Source organism: Exiguobacterium abrahamii (assembly GCF_015645365.1).
Lineage (GTDB): Bacteria > Bacillota > Bacilli > Exiguobacteriales > Exiguobacteriaceae > Exiguobacterium_A > Exiguobacterium_A abrahamii.
Window position 1 is genome coordinate 890,479 of record NZ_JADOYC010000001.1, and the last position, 16,898, is coordinate 907,376.

Annotated in this window: 20 protein-coding genes; 19 read left to right on the top strand and 1 reads right to left on the bottom strand. The window is 48.8% G+C overall.

The genetic code is table 11. From position 1 onward, the window contains the following. Positions 1-20 precede the first annotated feature (20 nt). From fapR to rnc, 6 genes are all read left to right on the top strand, one after another. Positions 21-590 carry a transcription factor FapR gene (gene fapR, locus ITJ88_RS04380; RefSeq protein WP_023468752.1) on the top strand — a complete coding sequence of 190 codons (570 nt, stop codon included), beginning with the start codon at positions 21-23 and terminating at the stop codon, positions 588-590. Beyond that, positions 587-1,582 (top strand): phosphate acyltransferase PlsX, encoded by a 996-nt coding sequence (plsX, locus tag ITJ88_RS04385; RefSeq protein ID WP_195864762.1) that lies wholly within the window; start codon positions 587-589, stop codon positions 1,580-1,582. The genes fapR and plsX overlap by 4 nt, the downstream gene beginning before the upstream one ends. Positions 1,583-1,598: 16 nt before the next feature. Continuing rightward, positions 1,599-2,519, top strand: a complete 921-nt coding sequence (gene fabD / locus ITJ88_RS04390) for an ACP S-malonyltransferase (RefSeq protein ID WP_195864763.1) — start codon at positions 1,599-1,601, stop codon at positions 2,517-2,519. Then, entirely contained in the window at positions 2,516-3,247 is a 732-nt protein-coding gene (gene fabG, locus ITJ88_RS04395) for a 3-oxoacyl-[acyl-carrier-protein] reductase (RefSeq protein WP_035396763.1), read from the top strand. The genes fabD and fabG overlap by 4 nt, the downstream gene beginning before the upstream one ends. A gap of 70 nt (positions 3,248-3,317) precedes the next feature. Continuing rightward, positions 3,318-3,557, top strand: coding sequence for an acyl carrier protein (gene acpP / locus ITJ88_RS04400; RefSeq protein ID WP_029342095.1), 240 nt, complete (start codon positions 3,318-3,320; stop codon positions 3,555-3,557). A 56-nt stretch (positions 3,558-3,613) separates the two neighbouring features. Next, on the top strand, positions 3,614-4,384 hold the full coding sequence (gene rnc / locus ITJ88_RS04405; RefSeq protein ID WP_023468747.1) for a ribonuclease III: 771 nt from the start codon (positions 3,614-3,616) through the stop codon (positions 4,382-4,384). A gap of 70 nt (positions 4,385-4,454) precedes the next feature. Here the strand turns inward: rnc and ITJ88_RS04410 are convergent, their stop codons facing one another. Continuing rightward, positions 4,455-4,655, bottom strand: coding sequence for a DUF1128 family protein (locus ITJ88_RS04410; RefSeq protein ID WP_023468746.1), 201 nt, complete (start codon positions 4,653-4,655; stop codon positions 4,455-4,457). Positions 4,656-4,781: 126 nt separating this feature from the next. On the opposite strand from ITJ88_RS04410, the gene smc reads away from it, so the two are divergent. The 13 genes from smc (at position 4,782) to ITJ88_RS04475 (ending at position 16,855) form a co-directional block, all read left to right on the top strand. Continuing rightward, on the top strand, positions 4,782-8,345 hold the full coding sequence (smc, locus tag ITJ88_RS04415; protein WP_195864764.1) for a chromosome segregation protein SMC: 3,564 nt from the start codon (positions 4,782-4,784) through the stop codon (positions 8,343-8,345). Beyond that, positions 8,342-9,346 (top strand): signal recognition particle-docking protein FtsY, encoded by a 1,005-nt coding sequence (ftsY, locus tag ITJ88_RS04420; protein WP_195864765.1) that lies wholly within the window; start codon positions 8,342-8,344, stop codon positions 9,344-9,346. Before smc ends, ftsY begins: the two co-directional genes overlap by 4 nt. A 99-nt stretch (positions 9,347-9,445) precedes the next feature. Further along, complete coding sequence (locus ITJ88_RS04425) at positions 9,446-9,766, top strand: putative DNA-binding protein (RefSeq protein WP_023468743.1); 321 nt, start codon at positions 9,446-9,448, stop codon at positions 9,764-9,766. A 12-nt stretch (positions 9,767-9,778) separates the two neighbouring features. Then, a complete protein-coding gene (ffh, locus tag ITJ88_RS04430; protein WP_023468742.1) occupies positions 9,779-11,128 on the top strand; it encodes a signal recognition particle protein in 1,350 nt (449 codons plus the stop codon). Between the two features lie 93 nt (positions 11,129-11,221). Next, positions 11,222-11,497 (top strand): 30S ribosomal protein S16, encoded by a 276-nt coding sequence (gene rpsP / locus ITJ88_RS04435; RefSeq protein ID WP_023468741.1) that lies wholly within the window; start codon positions 11,222-11,224, stop codon positions 11,495-11,497. A gap of 62 nt (positions 11,498-11,559) precedes the next feature. Next, positions 11,560-12,069: a ribosome maturation factor RimM gene (gene rimM / locus ITJ88_RS04440; protein ID WP_023468740.1), complete on the top strand. Its 510-nt coding sequence runs from the start codon at positions 11,560-11,562 to the stop codon at positions 12,067-12,069. Continuing rightward, a complete protein-coding gene (gene trmD, locus ITJ88_RS04445) occupies positions 12,066-12,794 on the top strand; it encodes a tRNA (guanosine(37)-N1)-methyltransferase TrmD (RefSeq protein ID WP_023468739.1) in 729 nt (242 codons plus the stop codon). Before rimM ends, trmD begins: the two co-directional genes overlap by 4 nt. A 112-nt stretch (positions 12,795-12,906) precedes the next feature. Then, positions 12,907-13,260 (top strand): 50S ribosomal protein L19, encoded by a 354-nt coding sequence (gene rplS, locus ITJ88_RS04450; protein ID WP_023468738.1) that lies wholly within the window; start codon positions 12,907-12,909, stop codon positions 13,258-13,260. A gap of 104 nt (positions 13,261-13,364) precedes the next feature. Beyond that, a complete protein-coding gene (gene lepB, locus ITJ88_RS04455; RefSeq protein ID WP_064299642.1) occupies positions 13,365-13,904 on the top strand; it encodes a signal peptidase I in 540 nt (179 codons plus the stop codon). A 147-nt stretch (positions 13,905-14,051) separates the two neighbouring features. After that, positions 14,052-14,915, top strand: coding sequence for a ribosome biogenesis GTPase YlqF (gene ylqF / locus ITJ88_RS04460; RefSeq protein ID WP_195864766.1), 864 nt, complete (start codon positions 14,052-14,054; stop codon positions 14,913-14,915). A gap of 51 nt (positions 14,916-14,966) precedes the next feature. After that, positions 14,967-15,719: a ribonuclease HII gene (locus ITJ88_RS04465; protein ID WP_195864767.1), complete on the top strand. Its 753-nt coding sequence runs from the start codon at positions 14,967-14,969 to the stop codon at positions 15,717-15,719. Positions 15,720-15,731: 12 nt separating this feature from the next. Beyond that, a complete protein-coding gene (locus tag ITJ88_RS04470) occupies positions 15,732-16,598 on the top strand; it encodes a flagellar hook-length control protein FliK (protein ID WP_195864768.1) in 867 nt (288 codons plus the stop codon). Then, positions 16,595-16,855 (top strand): EscU/YscU/HrcU family type III secretion system export apparatus switch protein, encoded by a 261-nt coding sequence (locus tag ITJ88_RS04475; RefSeq protein WP_023468733.1) that lies wholly within the window; start codon positions 16,595-16,597, stop codon positions 16,853-16,855. The genes ITJ88_RS04470 and ITJ88_RS04475 overlap by 4 nt, the downstream gene beginning before the upstream one ends. Positions 16,856-16,898: the final 43 nt, after the last annotated feature.

Here is a 16,898-nt window from a genome sequence, read left to right on the forward strand (position 1 = left end):
TTCTTGTGGGAGGAACATACATGCGGGTACCTAAAAAAGAGAGACAACAAGAATTATTACAGACGATCGAGCAAAATCCGTTCATCACGGATGAAGCGCTGGCGACACGATTCCGTGTCAGTATCCAGACGATTCGTCTCGACCGGATGGAATTAAAGATTCCGGAATTACGGGAGCGAATTAAACACGTCGCGACCGAACGACTGGATGATGTGCGTACGTTGACTGAAAATGAAGTCATTGGTGATATGATTGACCTGAAACTCGATACATCTGCGATCTCGATCCTTGAGATTTTGCCGGAACATGCGTTTAGTCGGAATGCGATCGCCCGCGGACATATTTTGTTCGCGCAGGCAAACTCGCTTGCGATTGCGCTCATCGACGATGAACTCGCGTTGACGACACGTGCGAACGTTCAGTTCACACGCTCCGTTCATGTCGGGGAACGCGTCGTTGCGAAGGCATTCGTCAGTTCCCATCGTCAAGATGGTCGTTCTGACATCACGGTGGAGAGTTATGTCGGTGAAGAATGTGTCTTCATCGGTGAGTTCACGGTGTATCGAAGTAGTAAGGAGGAATCGAAATGATTTTAGCAGTTGACGCTATGGGGGGCGACCACGCACCCCGTGCCATCGTAGAAGGGGTCGTTGCCTATTTGGCAGAACGTCCAAACGAAAACATCGATATCCGACTAGTCGGAGATGAGTTGAAATTACGCTCATACTCAATCGAGGATCCGCGCGTGACGATCGTCCACGCGGCATCCGTCATCACCGGAGAAGACGAACCGGTACGTGCGATTCGCCGCAAGAAAGATAGCTCACTCGTTGTGGCTGCAAACCTGGTGAAATCAGGAGAGGCAGATGCCTTGATTTCAGCAGGCAACACGGGAGCGCTCATGACTGCCGGATTGTTCGTCATCGGTCGAATCGAAGGAGTTGACCGTCCTGCACTGGCCCCGACTTTCCCGACACGTAATGGGAAAGGTGTCGTCATCTTAGATGTTGGCGCCAACCCGGATGCGAAGGCAGAGCATTTGCTCGATTATGCCATCATGGGGTCTGTCTACGCAGAACAAGTTCGCGGCATCACACGTCCAAAAGTCGGACTCCTGAATATCGGATCAGAAGCCGGTAAAGGGAATGCACTGACGAAGGAAACGTATCCGCTACTTGAGACAGCACCGATTCATTTCGTTGGGAACGTCGAGGCGAGAGAAGCGATGAGCGGTGACGTCGATGTCATCGTCACGGAAGGTTTTGCCGGTAACACGTTACTTAAGAGTACTGAAGGGGCAGCCAGTATGATCATGGGTGTCATGAAAGAACAATTCATGAGCTCGTGGACATCAAAGCTAGCCGCTCTCGTACTGAAACCGAAGTTAAAAAAAATGAAGCAGTTGCTCGCTTATGAAGAATATGGCGGTGCCGGACTATTCGGCATAGCGGCTCCGGTCATTAAGGCGCATGGTTCAAGTAATGCCTACGCATTCAGCCGAGCGCTCGTTCAAGCAGAAAAGATGGTTGAACAAGAAGTCGTTGCCAAAATCGTTCAAGCGAAGGCAACAGAAGCACGTTAAGAAGGAGTGAGACGAGATGGGGAAAACAGTTTGGATGTTTCCGGGACAAGGGTCACAGACGCCTGGAATGGGACAGACGCTCATCACGCAAGACGAGACACGCCAAGCACTCGCTGACCTCGGAACGCGAATTGGTCTGGATCTGACGACGCTGATGACGACAGGGACGAAGGATGAATTGAAAGCGACAGACATTGCTCAACCAGCCATCGTCGCACACAGTGCATTACTCGCACAGCAGTACGCAGCACAAGGACATACACCTGATTTCGTACTCGGACACAGTGTTGGAGAATATAGCGCGCTCGTTGCAGCTTCTGTCATCACACCGTCTGAAGCCGTCTATCTCGTCCGCGAACGCGGAAAACTCATGAATCAAGTCACGGGTGGAACGATGGCGGCGGTCATCGGCATGAATGATGTCGAGGCAGCCCATCACGCGGTCGAATCGATTGCGGCGACGGGAGAAATCGTTCAAATCGCCAACTACAACTGTCCTGGGCAATTCGTCATCTCCGGACAAATCGCAGCGGTCGAATCCGCTACAGCGAAGTTAAAAGAGCTCGGAGCAAAACGTGTCTTACCGCTTGATGTCTCAGGTGCGTTCCATTCGTCACTCATGACACCATTCGCACCACGATTCGAAGACATTCTCGTCTCGTCACCGTTTGAAGCGGCGAAGACGAAATTCATCTCGAACGTCGACAGTGCGTTCCACGATCAACCAGACGAATTGATTCGTTTGCTCGTTCAGCAGCTCTACTCACCGGTTCGATTCGAATCATGCGTCGAGCGTCTGATCGAAGAAGGTGCGGATACATTCATCGAGTTTGGTCCATCATCTCCGTTGAGCGGTCTCGTGAAACGAATCAAAAAAGATGCGAAAATCATCAGCATCAAGACACTTGAGCAATTGGAAGCGGAGGGAATTCGTTGAGTAAAGTAGCACTCGTCACTGGCGCGTCACGCGGCATCGGAGCTGCCATCGCGAAGCGATTGGCAACAGATGGTTTCCGTGTCGTCGTCAACTATGCAGGAAGCACGGACAAGGCGGAAGCAGTCGTCCGTGAAATCAAGGAAGCAGGCGGAGAGGCACTCGCGATTCAAGCGAATGTCGCTGAAGCAGATGCTGTCAAACAGATGATCAAACAGACGATCGACACGTTCGGTCAACTGGATTGTGTCGTCAATAATGCCGGCATCACGCGTGATGGTTTGCTGATGCGCATGAAGGAAGCGGATTTCGATGCTGTCATCGATACAAACCTCAAAGGTGCGTTTCTCGTCACGCAAGCTGCGACACGTCCATTGTTAAAAACAAGCGGTCGTATCATCAACATCGCATCAGTCGTCGGTATTTCCGGAAATCCAGGGCAAGCGAACTATGTCGCAGCGAAAGCGGGTCTGATCGGGCTGACGAAATCCGTCGCACGTGAACTCGCGAGTAAAGGCGTCACAGTCAATGCCATCTGTCCAGGATTCATCGAAACGGACATGACGGACGAATTGACGGAAGAACAGCGGAACCTGTCACTCGGGCAAATTCCGTTGAAACGCTTCGGTCAAACCGACGATATTGCTTCACTCGTCAGTTTCATCGCTTCAGATGAAGCGCGATACATCACAGGACAAACTCTTGCCGTCGATGGCGGCATGACGATGTAACACAACTAACGGTAGTACTTTGCCAAATCGGCAATCATCTTATATACTCAACTCATGGAGGGATTTTAAAATGACAAAAGAACAAATCTTAGTAGACGTACAAGAAGCAATCGCAGAAAAATTAGGAAAAGAACAAAGTGAAATCACACTTGATAAATCGTTCAAAGACGACCTCGGTGCAGACTCTCTCGAAGTCATGGAACTCGTCATGGACTTAGAAGACAAGTTCGAAATCACGATCGAAGATGAGCAAGCAGAAAACTTGAAGACTGTCGGCGATGTCGTCAACTACATCGAAACACAAGTCTGATCATTGAAGCTGACCCACCGCAATTTGCGGTGGGCTTTAGCTGTTTAGGAGGAACTATGACGAATCAAAAAGGACGTCGTGTCCGAAAAGGACCCTATGTAAAACGACGCAAGGATGCTCGGACGCTCGCTCAAATCGAGCAGAAATTCGAAGCGTTACAAGAGCGCCTGAATATCACGTTTTCTAATGTCGAGCTATTAAAACAAGCCTTCACGCACTCTTCGTTCGTCAATGAACAACGCGAGTCTGAAGGGGATAACGAACGCCTAGAATTTTTAGGGGACGCGGTCTTAGAGTTGACGGTGTCACGCTATCTATTCGAACACTACCCGGAACGTTCCGAGGGGGAATTAACGAAATTGCGAGCGGCAATCGTCTGTGAACCGTCACTCGTCCAATTTGCGAATCACTATCAGTTTTCCGATATGATTCTGTTAGGTAAGGGGGAAGAACTGACCGGTGGTCGGAATCGTCCAGCCTTACTTGCGGATGTCTTCGAATCCTTCATTGGCGCCTTGTATCTTGACCAAGGCATCGAAGCAGCCGAACGATTCCTCGCCGAAGCGGTTTTTCCGAAAGTGGCGACAGGCTTCTTCGAAGAACAGACGGACTTCAAGAGTCAATTACAGGAAGCGATTCAACGTGTCGGCTTAGGTGTCATCGAGTATGAAATCATCGAAGAGCGCGGTCCGGCGCATAGTCGGGAATTCATCTCGCGTGTCCAAGTCGCGGATGAGCTGGAAGGGATCGGGACTGGTCGATCGAAAAAAGAGGCAGAGCAACAGGCGGCAAAACAAGCCTTACTTGAATTAAAGAAACAGTTTTAAGCAACAAAAGGCCGACCATCTCTCGAATACGTGAGAGATGATCGGCCTTTATCGTGTGAAGTTCGTTTGATTAGACAGTCTTAAGGGATTTCAGTTCGTCAACGATCGCGTCGACCTCTGCAAGTGATAACGAGTCGCGCATCATGACGAACTCATAAATCTCTTTTAAGTCCTCATTTTTTGAGCCGTCGAACTGTTCTGCTTTAATGACCCCTTTGTTGATGATGTTCAATTTATCTAAGATCGCTTCAATCATTTGTTCAATCGTCATCGTGTTATTCGCTCCTCTTCTTCTTGTTTCGCGTGATACTACCTTAAAACCTATCATGTTGCTAGCGTTTCGGCTATGGTAAACTGAAAGAAATTCAAAAGAAATTTAAACATACGGGTGATCAAGATGTACTTAAAACGAATTGAAATCAATGGCTTCAAATCATTTGCCAGTCGAACTGAACTAGAATTCCTTCCGGGTGTCACGGCAGTCGTCGGACCGAACGGAAGTGGGAAATCAAATATATCGGACGCTGTCCGTTGGGTACTCGGAGAACAATCTGCGAAGTCACTGCGTGGGGCGAAGATGGAAGACGTCATTTTTGCCGGCAGTCTGTCTGAACACCGGAAACAATTTGCCGAGGTGACGCTCGTCTTAGACAACGAGTCGGGAACGGTTGCGTTGCCGTATCAGGAAATCAGCGTCACGCGGCGTGTCAGCCGCAACGGAGACAGCGATTATTTTTTAAATAAAAAACCATGTCGCCTGAAGGATGTTCTTGATCTGTTCATGGACACAGGCTTGTCGCGTGATGCTTTTGCAATCATCGGACAAGGGCGAGTTGAACAAGTCATTTCGGGTAAACCGGAAGAACGTCGTGCTGTCATTGAAGAAGCAGCAGGCGTTTTGAAGTATCGTCATCGCAAGAAGCAAGCCGAGCGGAAATTAAGTGATACGGAAGCGAATCTATCGCGTGTCGATGATATTTTATATGAACTCGGCGGACGAATCGAGCCGTTACGTGAACAAGCGGCGCTCGCGAAGGAGTATCTCGTCGCTCGAGAACGGCATGATGTCCTCGAGCGTGGTATCTTGGCGCATGAAATCACGACGTATCAGACGGAGCTCGAAACATTGGCGCGTGACATCGCACAATGTGAAGAACGCCTTGCGTCTCAAAAGACGACTTACGAAGAGACCGTCGTGTCCCGAGAGAATCAAGAATCGGCGCTTGAAGAAGAACGACAACAAGAAAACGCGTTGCAGGAGCAACTTCGACATGTCTCGACGCGACTGGTTGAAATCCAAGGTGCCCTTAATCTAGCGAAAGAGCGTGAAAAACACGGGACCGAGACGAAAGAGCGACTCGAACAAGAGGTTGCCGTTGTCGAAGAACGCGTCAAGGAACTGGAACTCGAACTGACCGCTTTACAGGAACGCCAAGCAGAAGTCGATCAGGAAGCAAAACAGATCACGGCTGAGCGAGAACGAGCCGATCAAGCGCTGACACAAACCGATCGTGATTTTGATAAGGAAGCCGAAGTATTACGTTCGGAAGCCTTTGAAGTGGCGAGTCGATTAGCTGCGACGAATAATGCCTATAACCGGGCGAAGCAAGATCTCATGCAGGCAGAAGAACAACAACGTTCATTTACGGCGGACAGCGGTACGAAACAATCGACGCGTCGTCAACTCGAGGAAGACGTCGCACGACTAGAAGCGGATGTCGCTTCAATCCGGACGAAGTTGGACCAAGCAACAGAAGAAGAGACAACGGCACTTGCAGCACGAAATGAACAACAACATGCGTTACGCCAAGTCGAACAGTCCGTTGCGGATTTAGAGCGACGTCGGCATAAGACGGAAGACCGAATTGAATTCCTTGAATCCGTCAAAGCCGACTATAGCGGTTATTTCGGTGCCGTTAAGACGATTTTAAAACAACGAGATCAGCACCCAGGTATTTACGGAGCGGTCGCGGAGCTGATTTCGGTTCCGGCGCGGTTTGAAGCGGCAATCGAGACAGCACTTGGTGGGGCGATGCAAAACATCGTCGTTGATACCGATGCGACAGGACGTCGTCTGATCCAGGAGCTTCGACGATTAAATGCCGGTCGAGCGACGTTCATGCCGCTCGCCTCACTCCAAGCACGCGAAGTCAATCGTTCCGTGCGAGAACAAGTCGGGGGGATGTCTGGATTCGTCGGGATCGCAAGTGATCTCGTGACGACAGACGAGACGTTGACGAAATTAAAGATGAACTTGCTCGGTACGACACTCGTCGTCGAGTCACTTGAACAGGCGAACCAAATCGCCCGTTCAACAGGACATCGCTATCGTCTCGTCACGCTCGAAGGAGATGTCGTCAACGTCGGTGGTACGATGACCGGCGGAAGTCGGAAAAAAGGTACACCATTGTTCAGTCAATCGCGCGAACTTGACGAGTTAAAAGAGGGACTGACGCGCGGGCAAGCGGTCATTCGGGAGCAGATGCGGCGCTTGGAAGATTTGAGAGCGGCGATTCAGACTCTTGATGCTACTGCTCGGACACGGACAGAAACGATTCAAGCATTACAAGGGCAACTCGAACAATCGCGCGATACGTTAGCAGATGCGAACCGTCATCTCGCTGTCATGACGTCTGAATTGTCGGTTGAAGATCGACAGATGGCACGTGTACTCGAACAAGAACAGGAAGCACGTCGAATCATCGAGACGTCGGAAGTCGAGATTGCAAAATGGACGGAGCGTCAAACAGAGCTCAGACAAGCCTTAGATCGTCTCAAGGATGCGCAAGCCCGTGGTGCCGTCACGATGGACGAACTGAAGAAGGAACAAGCAGAAGCAGTTCTCGAAGAGCGAACGATTCAAATGAAACAAGCGCAGCTTTCTCAAGAGATCGAACGCCTGACGGAACAGGTCAGTCACGCGAAGCTTGAACGTGGTCATAAACGCCGTGACTTGCGTCATGTCCTTGAAGGATTCGATGAAGCGAAGATTGATTCCTTGCACGCGGAACAGCGCGAACAGGAACAGGAACAGGAACGGGTCGAGACCGAACTCGTCGCAATCGGGCAACGGATTCAAGTACAAGCAGAATCCCTGCGCTTGATCCGGATCCGCGAAGCGAAGACGAAGGACGATCAACAAACGACGAAACAGGCACTCGAGCAACTACGACTCTCGCAAGGGAAAACGAGCACGCGTCTTGAGACAAGACAAGAAATGCTGGAAGAAATGGGATTACTGCTCGAACTGATTGCACCTCTTGATTTATCGTATGAAGAGGCAAAAGAGGAAATTCATCTGCTCAAACGCCAACTCGAAGAAATCGGTATCGTCAACATCGGTGCGATTGAGGAATTCGCAGAGGTCGATGAACGGTTTACGTTCCTATCCGCGCAACGGGATGATCTCGTCGCTGCTAAAACGGATCTCTATGGCGTCATCGAAGAGATGGACCGAGAAGTCATTCGGTTGTTCCGTCAAACGTATGATGCTGTCCGAGAACACTTCCGAGAAACATTCCGAGAGTTATTCGGGGGCGGTGAAGCCGATCTAGTCCTTGTTGACCCGAGTGATCTGTTGACGAGTGGAATTGATATCGTTGCGAAACCGCCTGGTAAGAAGCTGCAGAATTTATCGCTCTTGTCCGGTGGAGAGCGTGCCTTGACAGCCATCGCCTTATTATTTGCGATTCTAAAGACACGTCCTGTCCCGTTCTGTGTCCTCGATGAGGTCGAGGCGGCGCTTGACGAAGCGAACGTCGCGCGATTCGGCGAGTTCGTCCATCAGCTAGCACGCGAAACACAGTTCGTCATCATCACCCATCGAAAAGGAACGATGGAGGCGGCAGACGTCCTTTACGGCGTCACGATGCAACAAAACGGGATATCTGAAGTGTTATCCGTTAAACTAGAAGAGGCACGACGTACATTAAGTGAAGAACCAAAGGAGATTAAACGATGAGTTTCTTTAAAAAACTGAAAGACCGCTTGACGACTTCGACACAAGAAGTCACGACTAAATTTACGGAAGGCTTGACGAAGACACGCGACGGATTAGCGAGTGCTGTCAATGATCTCGTCTACCGCTTCCGTGAAGTCGATGAAGACTTTTTCGAAGAGTTAGAAGAAGTGTTGATCCAAGCAGACGTCGGTGTGACGACGACGATGGATTTGGTCGAAGAATTAAAGACAGAAGTCAAACGACGTAACGTCAAGGATCCAAAACAAGTCCGGGATGTCCTCGTTGAAGTCGTCGCGAACATGTTAGTCGAAGAAGAAGAGACAGCCCTTGATCTTGATCATGAGCTGAATGTCATCCTCTTCGTTGGTGTCAACGGGGTCGGTAAGACGACAACGATTGGGAAACTTGCGAACCGATTAAAACAAGAAGGTAAGAGCGTCATGTTAGCAGCGGGGGATACGTTCCGGGCTGGTGCGATCGATCAACTGCAAGTCTGGGGCGAACGCTCCGGTGTACCGGTCATTCGTCAAGGCGAAGGCTCCGATCCGGCTGCTGTCGTTTATGACGCCGTCCAAGCAGCAAAAGCACGTAAGGTCGACGTCCTGATTTGTGATACGGCAGGACGCCTACAAAACAAGGTCAATTTGATGAACGAGCTCGAAAAGGTCAAACGCGTCATCGAACGTGAAATTCCAGGCGCCCCCCATGAAGTGTTACTAGCACTTGACGCAACAACAGGGCAGAACGCGATGGTGCAGGCAAAAGCCTTCAAACAAGCGACGGACGTCAGCGGAATCGTTTTAACGAAACTTGACGGAACAGCAAAAGGTGGGATTGTTCTTGCGATCAAGAACGAGCTGAATCTGCCGGTTAAGTTCGTGGGTCTCGGTGAAAAGATCGATGATTTACAACCGTTTGACGCAGAACAATTCGTGTATGGACTGTTCGGCGATGTCTTTGAAGAAAAAGAAAACGTCGACACGGAAGAAAGCGCGGAATAAGCGACGTTTCATGTAAAGAAAAAAACTTGACAACACACTGTGAGGGCTGTACTATACTATCTGTAAAGGAATTTCACTTAACATTGCGGAGGTGCTCGAATGACACTTGATAAAACGAACCGGATGAATTATCTGATTGACTTTTATCAGGAGCTTTTGACGCCAAAACAACGGAATTACATGTCACTCTATTACTTAGATGACTTTTCCTTAGGTGAGATCGCCGATGAGTTTGAAGTCAGCCGACAAGCAGTCTACGACAACATAAAACGCACGGAAGCCATGCTCGAGCAGTATGAAGAACGACTATCGCTGTTCAAGAAACACGAACGGCGAAAGCAGTTACTCGATCAGCTGAAGCAATGCGACCTTCCGGGTGAAGCCCTAGTGATCATTGAGACATTGGAGCAATTAGAGTAGGAGGCATTCTTAATGGCATTCGAAGGATTATCGGAACGGCTTCAAGCCAGTCTCGCTAAAATGCGAGGTAAAGGTAAGATTTCTGAAGCAGACGTCAAAGAGATGATGCGCGAAGTTCGCTTAGCGCTACTCGAAGCCGACGTCAACTTCAAGGTCGTCAAACAATTCGTAAATGATGTAAAGGAACGCGCCGTCGGTCAAGATGTCATGACGTCATTGACGCCAGGGCAACAAGTCGTCAAAATCGTCCACGATGAATTGACGAATCTGATGGGTGCAGAAGTGTCACCGTTGACGCTTGCGAACCGTCCCCCGACCGTCATCATGATGACCGGTCTGCAAGGGGCAGGTAAAACAACGACAACGGGTAAACTTGCCAATCATTTACGTAAAAAACATAATCGTAGTCCTTTGCTTGTTGCGGCGGATATTTATCGTCCGGCAGCAATCAAACAATTAGAGACACTTGGTAAACAATTGGAGTTGCCGGTCTTCTCGATGGGAGATCAGGTTAGTCCACAAGAAATCGTTACCGGTGCACTCGATTATGCAAAAGAGCATCATCACGATATCGTGTTGATCGATACGGCAGGTCGCTTACACGTCGATGAGGAACTGATGCAGGAACTCGTTGATGTTAAGGAGATCGCCAAACCGCATGAAATCTTCCTTGTCGTCGATTCGATGACGGGTCAGGATGCCGTCAACGTCGCAGAGAGCTTCAACGAAAAGCTTGGCGTAACGGGAGTCGTTCTGACGAAGCTCGACGGAGATACGCGAGGTGGTGCAGCACTCTCCATCAAGGCAGTCACCGGAGCACCGATTAAGTTCGTCGGTCTTGGAGAGAAGCTCGATGCCATCGAACCATTCTATCCCGAGCGGATGGCGTCTCGGATTCTAGGCATGGGAGACATGCTGACACTGATTGAAAAAGCAGAGTCACAAATGGACGCTACGCGTGCCAAAGAGTTAGAAAGCAAAATGCGCGATGCATCGTTTACATTCGATGATTTCATCGAGCAGTTGCAGCAAGTGAAACAGATGGGTCCACTCGACGAACTGTTGGGAATGATCCCTGGGGCAGGTAAAGGGAAGATGAAGGGGTTGAAAAACGCCCAAATCGATGAGAAGCAACTCGTGTATGTCGAAGCGATCATCCAATCGATGACGAAGCGAGAGCGGACTGAACCTGAAATCTTGAATGCGAGCCGTCGGAAGCGGATTGCCCGCGGTAGCGGACGCAGTATCCAAGAAGTCAACCGCCTCATTAAACAGTTCGAAGACATGCGGAAAATGATGAAACAATTTTCCGGACAGATGGGCAAAGGGAAAAAGAAAGGCTTTGGTCTTCCATTCTTTTAAAAGTCTTTTCTCTTTCGCTGTAACGTTGTATACTAATGAAGTTGTCAATTTGACTAAACGAAAAAATCATTTATTATTTGGAGGGACTTACGAATGGCAGTTAAAATTCGTCTTAAGCGCATGGGCGCAAAAAAATCACCTTTCTACCGTGTGGTAGTAGCAGACTCACGTGCACCACGTGATGGTCGTTTCATCGAGCAAATCGGATACTACAATCCAGTTGCTAAACCAGAAGCAGAAGTTAAAATCAACGAAGAGCTAGCTCTTAAATGGCTCTCTGAAGGTGCTAAACCTTCGGACACAGTTCGTAACCTCTTCTCACAAGCTGGTATCATGGAGAAATTCCACAACGCGAAACTCGCGAAGTAAGACGTTAGGAGGTGAGCGAAAGCTTACCTCCTTTTTTTAATTCAAGAAAGGAAGTGAAACATATGGAATGGTTGGAAATTGCGAAAATCGCCAACACGCACGGTCTAAAAGGGGAATTGAAGCTACTTGCAAGCACGGACTTCCCGGAAGAACGCTTTAAGGTCGGAAAAGAAGTCTTTCTCGGCTCTGAAGGCACGTATACACCGGTAACGATCAGTGGCTACCGGAAGCATAAACAATTCATCATGGTGACGTTCAAAGGGATGCATCATATCAATGACGTCGAGAAGTACAAAGGATTGAAGCTCTATGTCCACGCAGAAGACTTACAGGACTTAGACGAGCATGAATTTTACTATCATGAGATCATCGGTTGTACGGTTTATGACGGTGAGACGAAAATCGGAGTCGTATCCGACATTCTCGAAACGGGCGCAAATGACGTCTGGACGATCAAACGTGACGGAAAAAAAGACGTCCTGATTCCGTATATCGAACAAGTCGTCGCTTCCGTCGACGTCGAACAGAAACGCATTCAGATCACGCCGCTTCCGGGACTGATTGAAGAATGAACATCCGTGTATTGACGTTGTTTCCAGAAATGTTTTCAGCGCTTGACCATTCGATTGTCAAGCGAGCGCAAGACGATCAACACGTCATACTTGAAACCATCAATTTTCGAGATTTTTCAACGAATCGACATGGTAAGGTCGATGATTATCCGTATGGGGGAGGAGCGGGCATGCTGTTGACACCTCAACCCGTCTTTGATGCGATGGCAAGTCTGCCGGAACGAAAGCGACGAATCATCGTCATGACACCGACCGGTAAACGGTTTTCGCAACGAATGGCGGAAGAGTGGGCAAACGAAGAAGAACTCGTCTTCTTATGTGGTCACTATGAGGGGTTTGATCAGCGAATCCATGATCAGTTGGTGACGGATGAGGTTTCGCTCGGAGATTTCGTCTTGACGGGAGGAGAACTCGCTGCGATGACGATGATTGACGCCGTCGTCCGCCTCTTACCGGACGTCCTCGGTGCGTCTGCGAGTCACGAAGATGATTCCTTCTCAACAGGACTTCTCGAATACCCGCACTATACACGTCCTGCAGAATATAAAGGGTACCGAGTACCCGATGTTTTGCTATCAGGCAACCATGCTCGGATTGAAAAATGGCGACGGGAACAGTCGCTGAAGCGGACATATGAGCGGCGCCCTGATCTTCTCGTGGATGCATCGTTAACGGATGAAGATCAGCGTTATTTAGACTCGATTTCAGGATTGTCAAACGACTGAATCTATGATAAGTTAAAACATGTGGCAAAAGCCACCCATTAACGATGTTCCGCTGTCGGATGCTTGAAGCAAATGAAGATAAGAACATTGGTGAAAAAAGGAGAAATCATTCATGAACACACAACAATTGTTCCGTGAACTTACACAAGAACAAATCAAGTCAGACGTCCCTGCGTTCCGTCCTGGGGATACAGTCCGTGTACACGTTAAAGTCGTCGAGGGTACGCGTGAGCGTATTCAGCTCTTCGAAGGCGTAGTCATCAAACGTCACGGTGGCGGCATCAGTGAAACATTCACAGTCCGTAAAATTTCTTACGGAGTTGGCGTTGAGCGTGCTTTCCCGCTCCACTCACCACGTGTTGCACAAATCGAAGTCGTTCGCTACGGTAAAGTCCGTCGTGCGAAACTTTACTACCTCCGTAACCTTCGTGGTAAAGCGGCGCGTATTAAAGAAATTCGTCGTTAATCATGTGAAAAAGTGGCTTGTCTCCGGACAAGCTTCTTTTTTTTACAGTTTATGCGTATACTAGTCCTTAGGAAGAAATTGCGTTAATCAAGGGAGTGGAATTCGTGAAGGAGTTATTTAGTTGGGTAAAGGCGCTCGTCGTAGCGCTCGTCATCGCGTTCATCATTCGAACGTTTCTGTTCGTACCCGTCATCGTTGATGGGGAATCGATGATGCCAACCTTACACAATGCGGATCGAATGATCGTCAATAAGGTCCCATACTATTTTAATGAACCAGAAAGAGGCGATATCGTCGTCTTCCATGCAACGGAAACGCGAGACTACATTAAACGGGTCATCGCTGTTCCGGGAGATACGATGTATTACAAAGACGATACATTGTATGTCAACGATAAGAAAGTCGCCGAACCGTATTTGAAAGAATACAAAGCCCAGATGAGTGGTGTGCCATTGACGGAAGACTTCACGCTTGAAGAGCGAACAGGAGAGACGACTGTTCCAAAAGGGAAAGTATTCGTCATGGGAGATAATCGTCAAAATTCAAAAGATAGTCGTGATATCGGTTTTGTGGATGAAGATCAAATCGTCGGAACGACGAACTTCGTCTTCTATCCATTCAATGATGTACGCTCTGTCGATTAAAACGAAAGAAGATGAGACGCTTGCCGTTAAAAGTAAGCAGCTCATCTTCTTTTCTTGTCTGAAGTTGCGTATACTAGGGAGTGGATGTTTTTTCATGTATCGTATGATCAGCAAGAAGTCCAGGAATATATGAACGAGGTGAAGGATATGACGATTCAATGGTTCCCCGGTCACATGGCCAAAGCACGTCGGGAAGTCACAGAAAAATTAAAGTTGATCGATGTGGTGATCGAACTCGTCGATGCCCGTCTTCCGATGTCGAGCCGTAATCCGATGGTCGAGCAGATCACAGCAGGTAAGCCACGATTGATCGTCCTCAACAAGGCGGATATGGCGGACAAACGAGTGACGGAGCAATGGATGCAGGCATTACGAGCAGATGGTGTTGATGTCGTTGCGGTTGACGCGAAGCACAATAAAGGATTGAATCAAATCCATGAGGGCGCTTTACGACTAATGAAAGAAAAACATGCACGGATGCGGGAGAAGGGTCGGAACCCGAGTGCAATCCGTGCCTTGATCATCGGCATTCCGAACGTCGGGAAATCGACGCTCATCAATCGACTTGCTGGCCGAAATATCGCTATCACGGGTGACCGTCCAGGTGTGACGAAACGCCAGCAGTGGATCAAGATGAAGACAGGTGAGATGGAATTACTTGATACGCCGGGTATCCTCTGGCCGAAGTTCGACGATCAAGTCGTCGGCTATCGGTTAGCAGCGACGGGAGCGATCAAGGATGATATCTTAAACATCGACGATATCGCGCTATTTGCCCTTCGTGAGCTAAAGACACGGTATCCGGAGCAGTTACGTGAGCGCTATCGACTCGACGAAGTATCGGGAGAAGCGGTTGATGTACTTGAAGAAATCGGTAAAAAGCGTGGATTCGTCTCAGGTGGCTATGTCGATTTCGAGCGGACGAGCGAAATGCTCCTGCATGAGCTACGAACGGAAAAGCTCGGTCGGGTGACGCTTGAAACAGTCGAAGAGTGGGAAACGCATGCATAACGGACTTGGACATCCTTTGATGTCCAAGTTTTTTTCAAAGGAGCAGGATGTATGAAGATAGCAGAAGTAAAAGAACGATTGCAAAAAGCAACACTAGAAGAATTTATTCAACTGAAGCAGGAACTGGCTTTAGATACGCGAAAAGGGGTGCATACCCTGTTTCGTCAGACAGAACGACGATTTGCACTCGAAGAGCAGCAACGGATCGATTTCAAGGAACGGCTCGCATTTGAAGACGAGTATCGTCAACAAGGGTACGTTCGAATTGCAGGAGTGGACGAAGTAGGACGAGGTCCACTAGCTGGTCCTGTCGTCGCAGCAGCGGTCATCTTACCAGACGGTTTCTATCATCCAGGACTAACGGATTCAAAACAGATGAGTAAAGTACAGCGGCAAGCGGCACTGAAGCATTTGCAAGAAGTGGCTGAGATTGCAATCGGCATCATCGAACCGGCTGAAATCGACGAAATCAATATCTATCAAGCATCGAAACGGGCGATGCAAGACGCAGTACACCACTTGCAACCGGATGCCTTACTTGTCGATGCGATGACACTCGACGACGATACACCACAACTCTCTCTTATCAAAGGAGATGCGCGGAGTGTCTCGATTGCTGCTGCAAGTGTCGTTGCGAAAGAGACACGAGATGCGATGATGGAACAATATGCGATCGAGTATCCGGGATATGGATTTGAAACACACGCAGGTTACGGAACACCGATACATTTACAAGCGCTCGATACACTGGGCGTCACACCGATTCACCGGAAAACATTCCGTCCTGTCAAAGAACGTCTTTAGGAGGAATCGAGCATGCAAATCGAACATCGCGCCTTACTTCCATTTAAAATCATCGATCATGCGAACCTACCGTTACGGGAAGGCGCAAACATCGTCGGTAAAGTTCTAAAGCTGTTGCCGGACGGATTGATGGAACTCCAAGTCGGGCAACGCGTCTTGACGGCAGGGACGACGGCTGAACTAAAAGAAGGGAACATGTATCGCTTTCAAGTCGTTTCAGCAGAGGGACAACCAGTCTTAAAAATCATCTCGACCGAGTCTGTTCCGCAAAAGTCGGCTCTCCCCCAGTTACTCGACTCCTTTTTACAACGTCAGGCGGTACCGACTGCACAAACACGGGAACTCCTAAGGCAAATTGGTCAACCGGTGACGGAAGGAGAAGCGAAGCAGTTAAAGCACGCCCTTACCGAACTCGTTCAACTGGCAAAGGGTGACGAGACAGGTCGAACGCTTGATCGAAAGACGAGTGATCAGATTTTAGCGCAACAACTCGTCCAAGCAACGAACGAGGCAGGGAAAGGAGTCTATTTATTTCAATTACCTCAATTTGGACCGTTCGAAGATGTGGATCTCATGATGGAAGCACCGTTCGAACGGACGTTTGATCCAAATCATGCCCGCGTTGTCTTGTATCTTCAATTACCGACGCTCGGTGAGGTCGCTGTTGACGTCTTGATCGCAGACCGGAATGTTTCGATTTCCGTCTTTCATCCGAACGCGCACGTCAATACGTTCATGCAAGCCTACACACCGCAAATCCAGACTCGTCTTGAGGAACAAGGCTATGCATTGATGCGATTCGATTGGGTCGAACAGACGAAAGAGCGCGTACCGCATGATATCTCAACGCGTAACGGAAGGGTGGATCTTCATATATGAAAAAAGCAATAGCTCTATCATACGAAGAACAGATGCATGCCCCAAAGGTCGTTGCTAAGGGATCGGAACATATCGCAGAACGGATTTTAGAAGAGGCATTAAAACATGATATTCCGATCCGGCAGGACGAAACGTTGATGACGTTACTAGATGCTGTTCAAGTATCAGAACAGATTCCGGAAGAATTATACGGTGTCATCGCTGAGTTATTCGCCTTTTTATATCGTCTCGATCAAGATGAAATTCTGAAAAAATAAAGCTTTCGGTCGATAACGATAGACAGCGCTTCCAATTTTAACT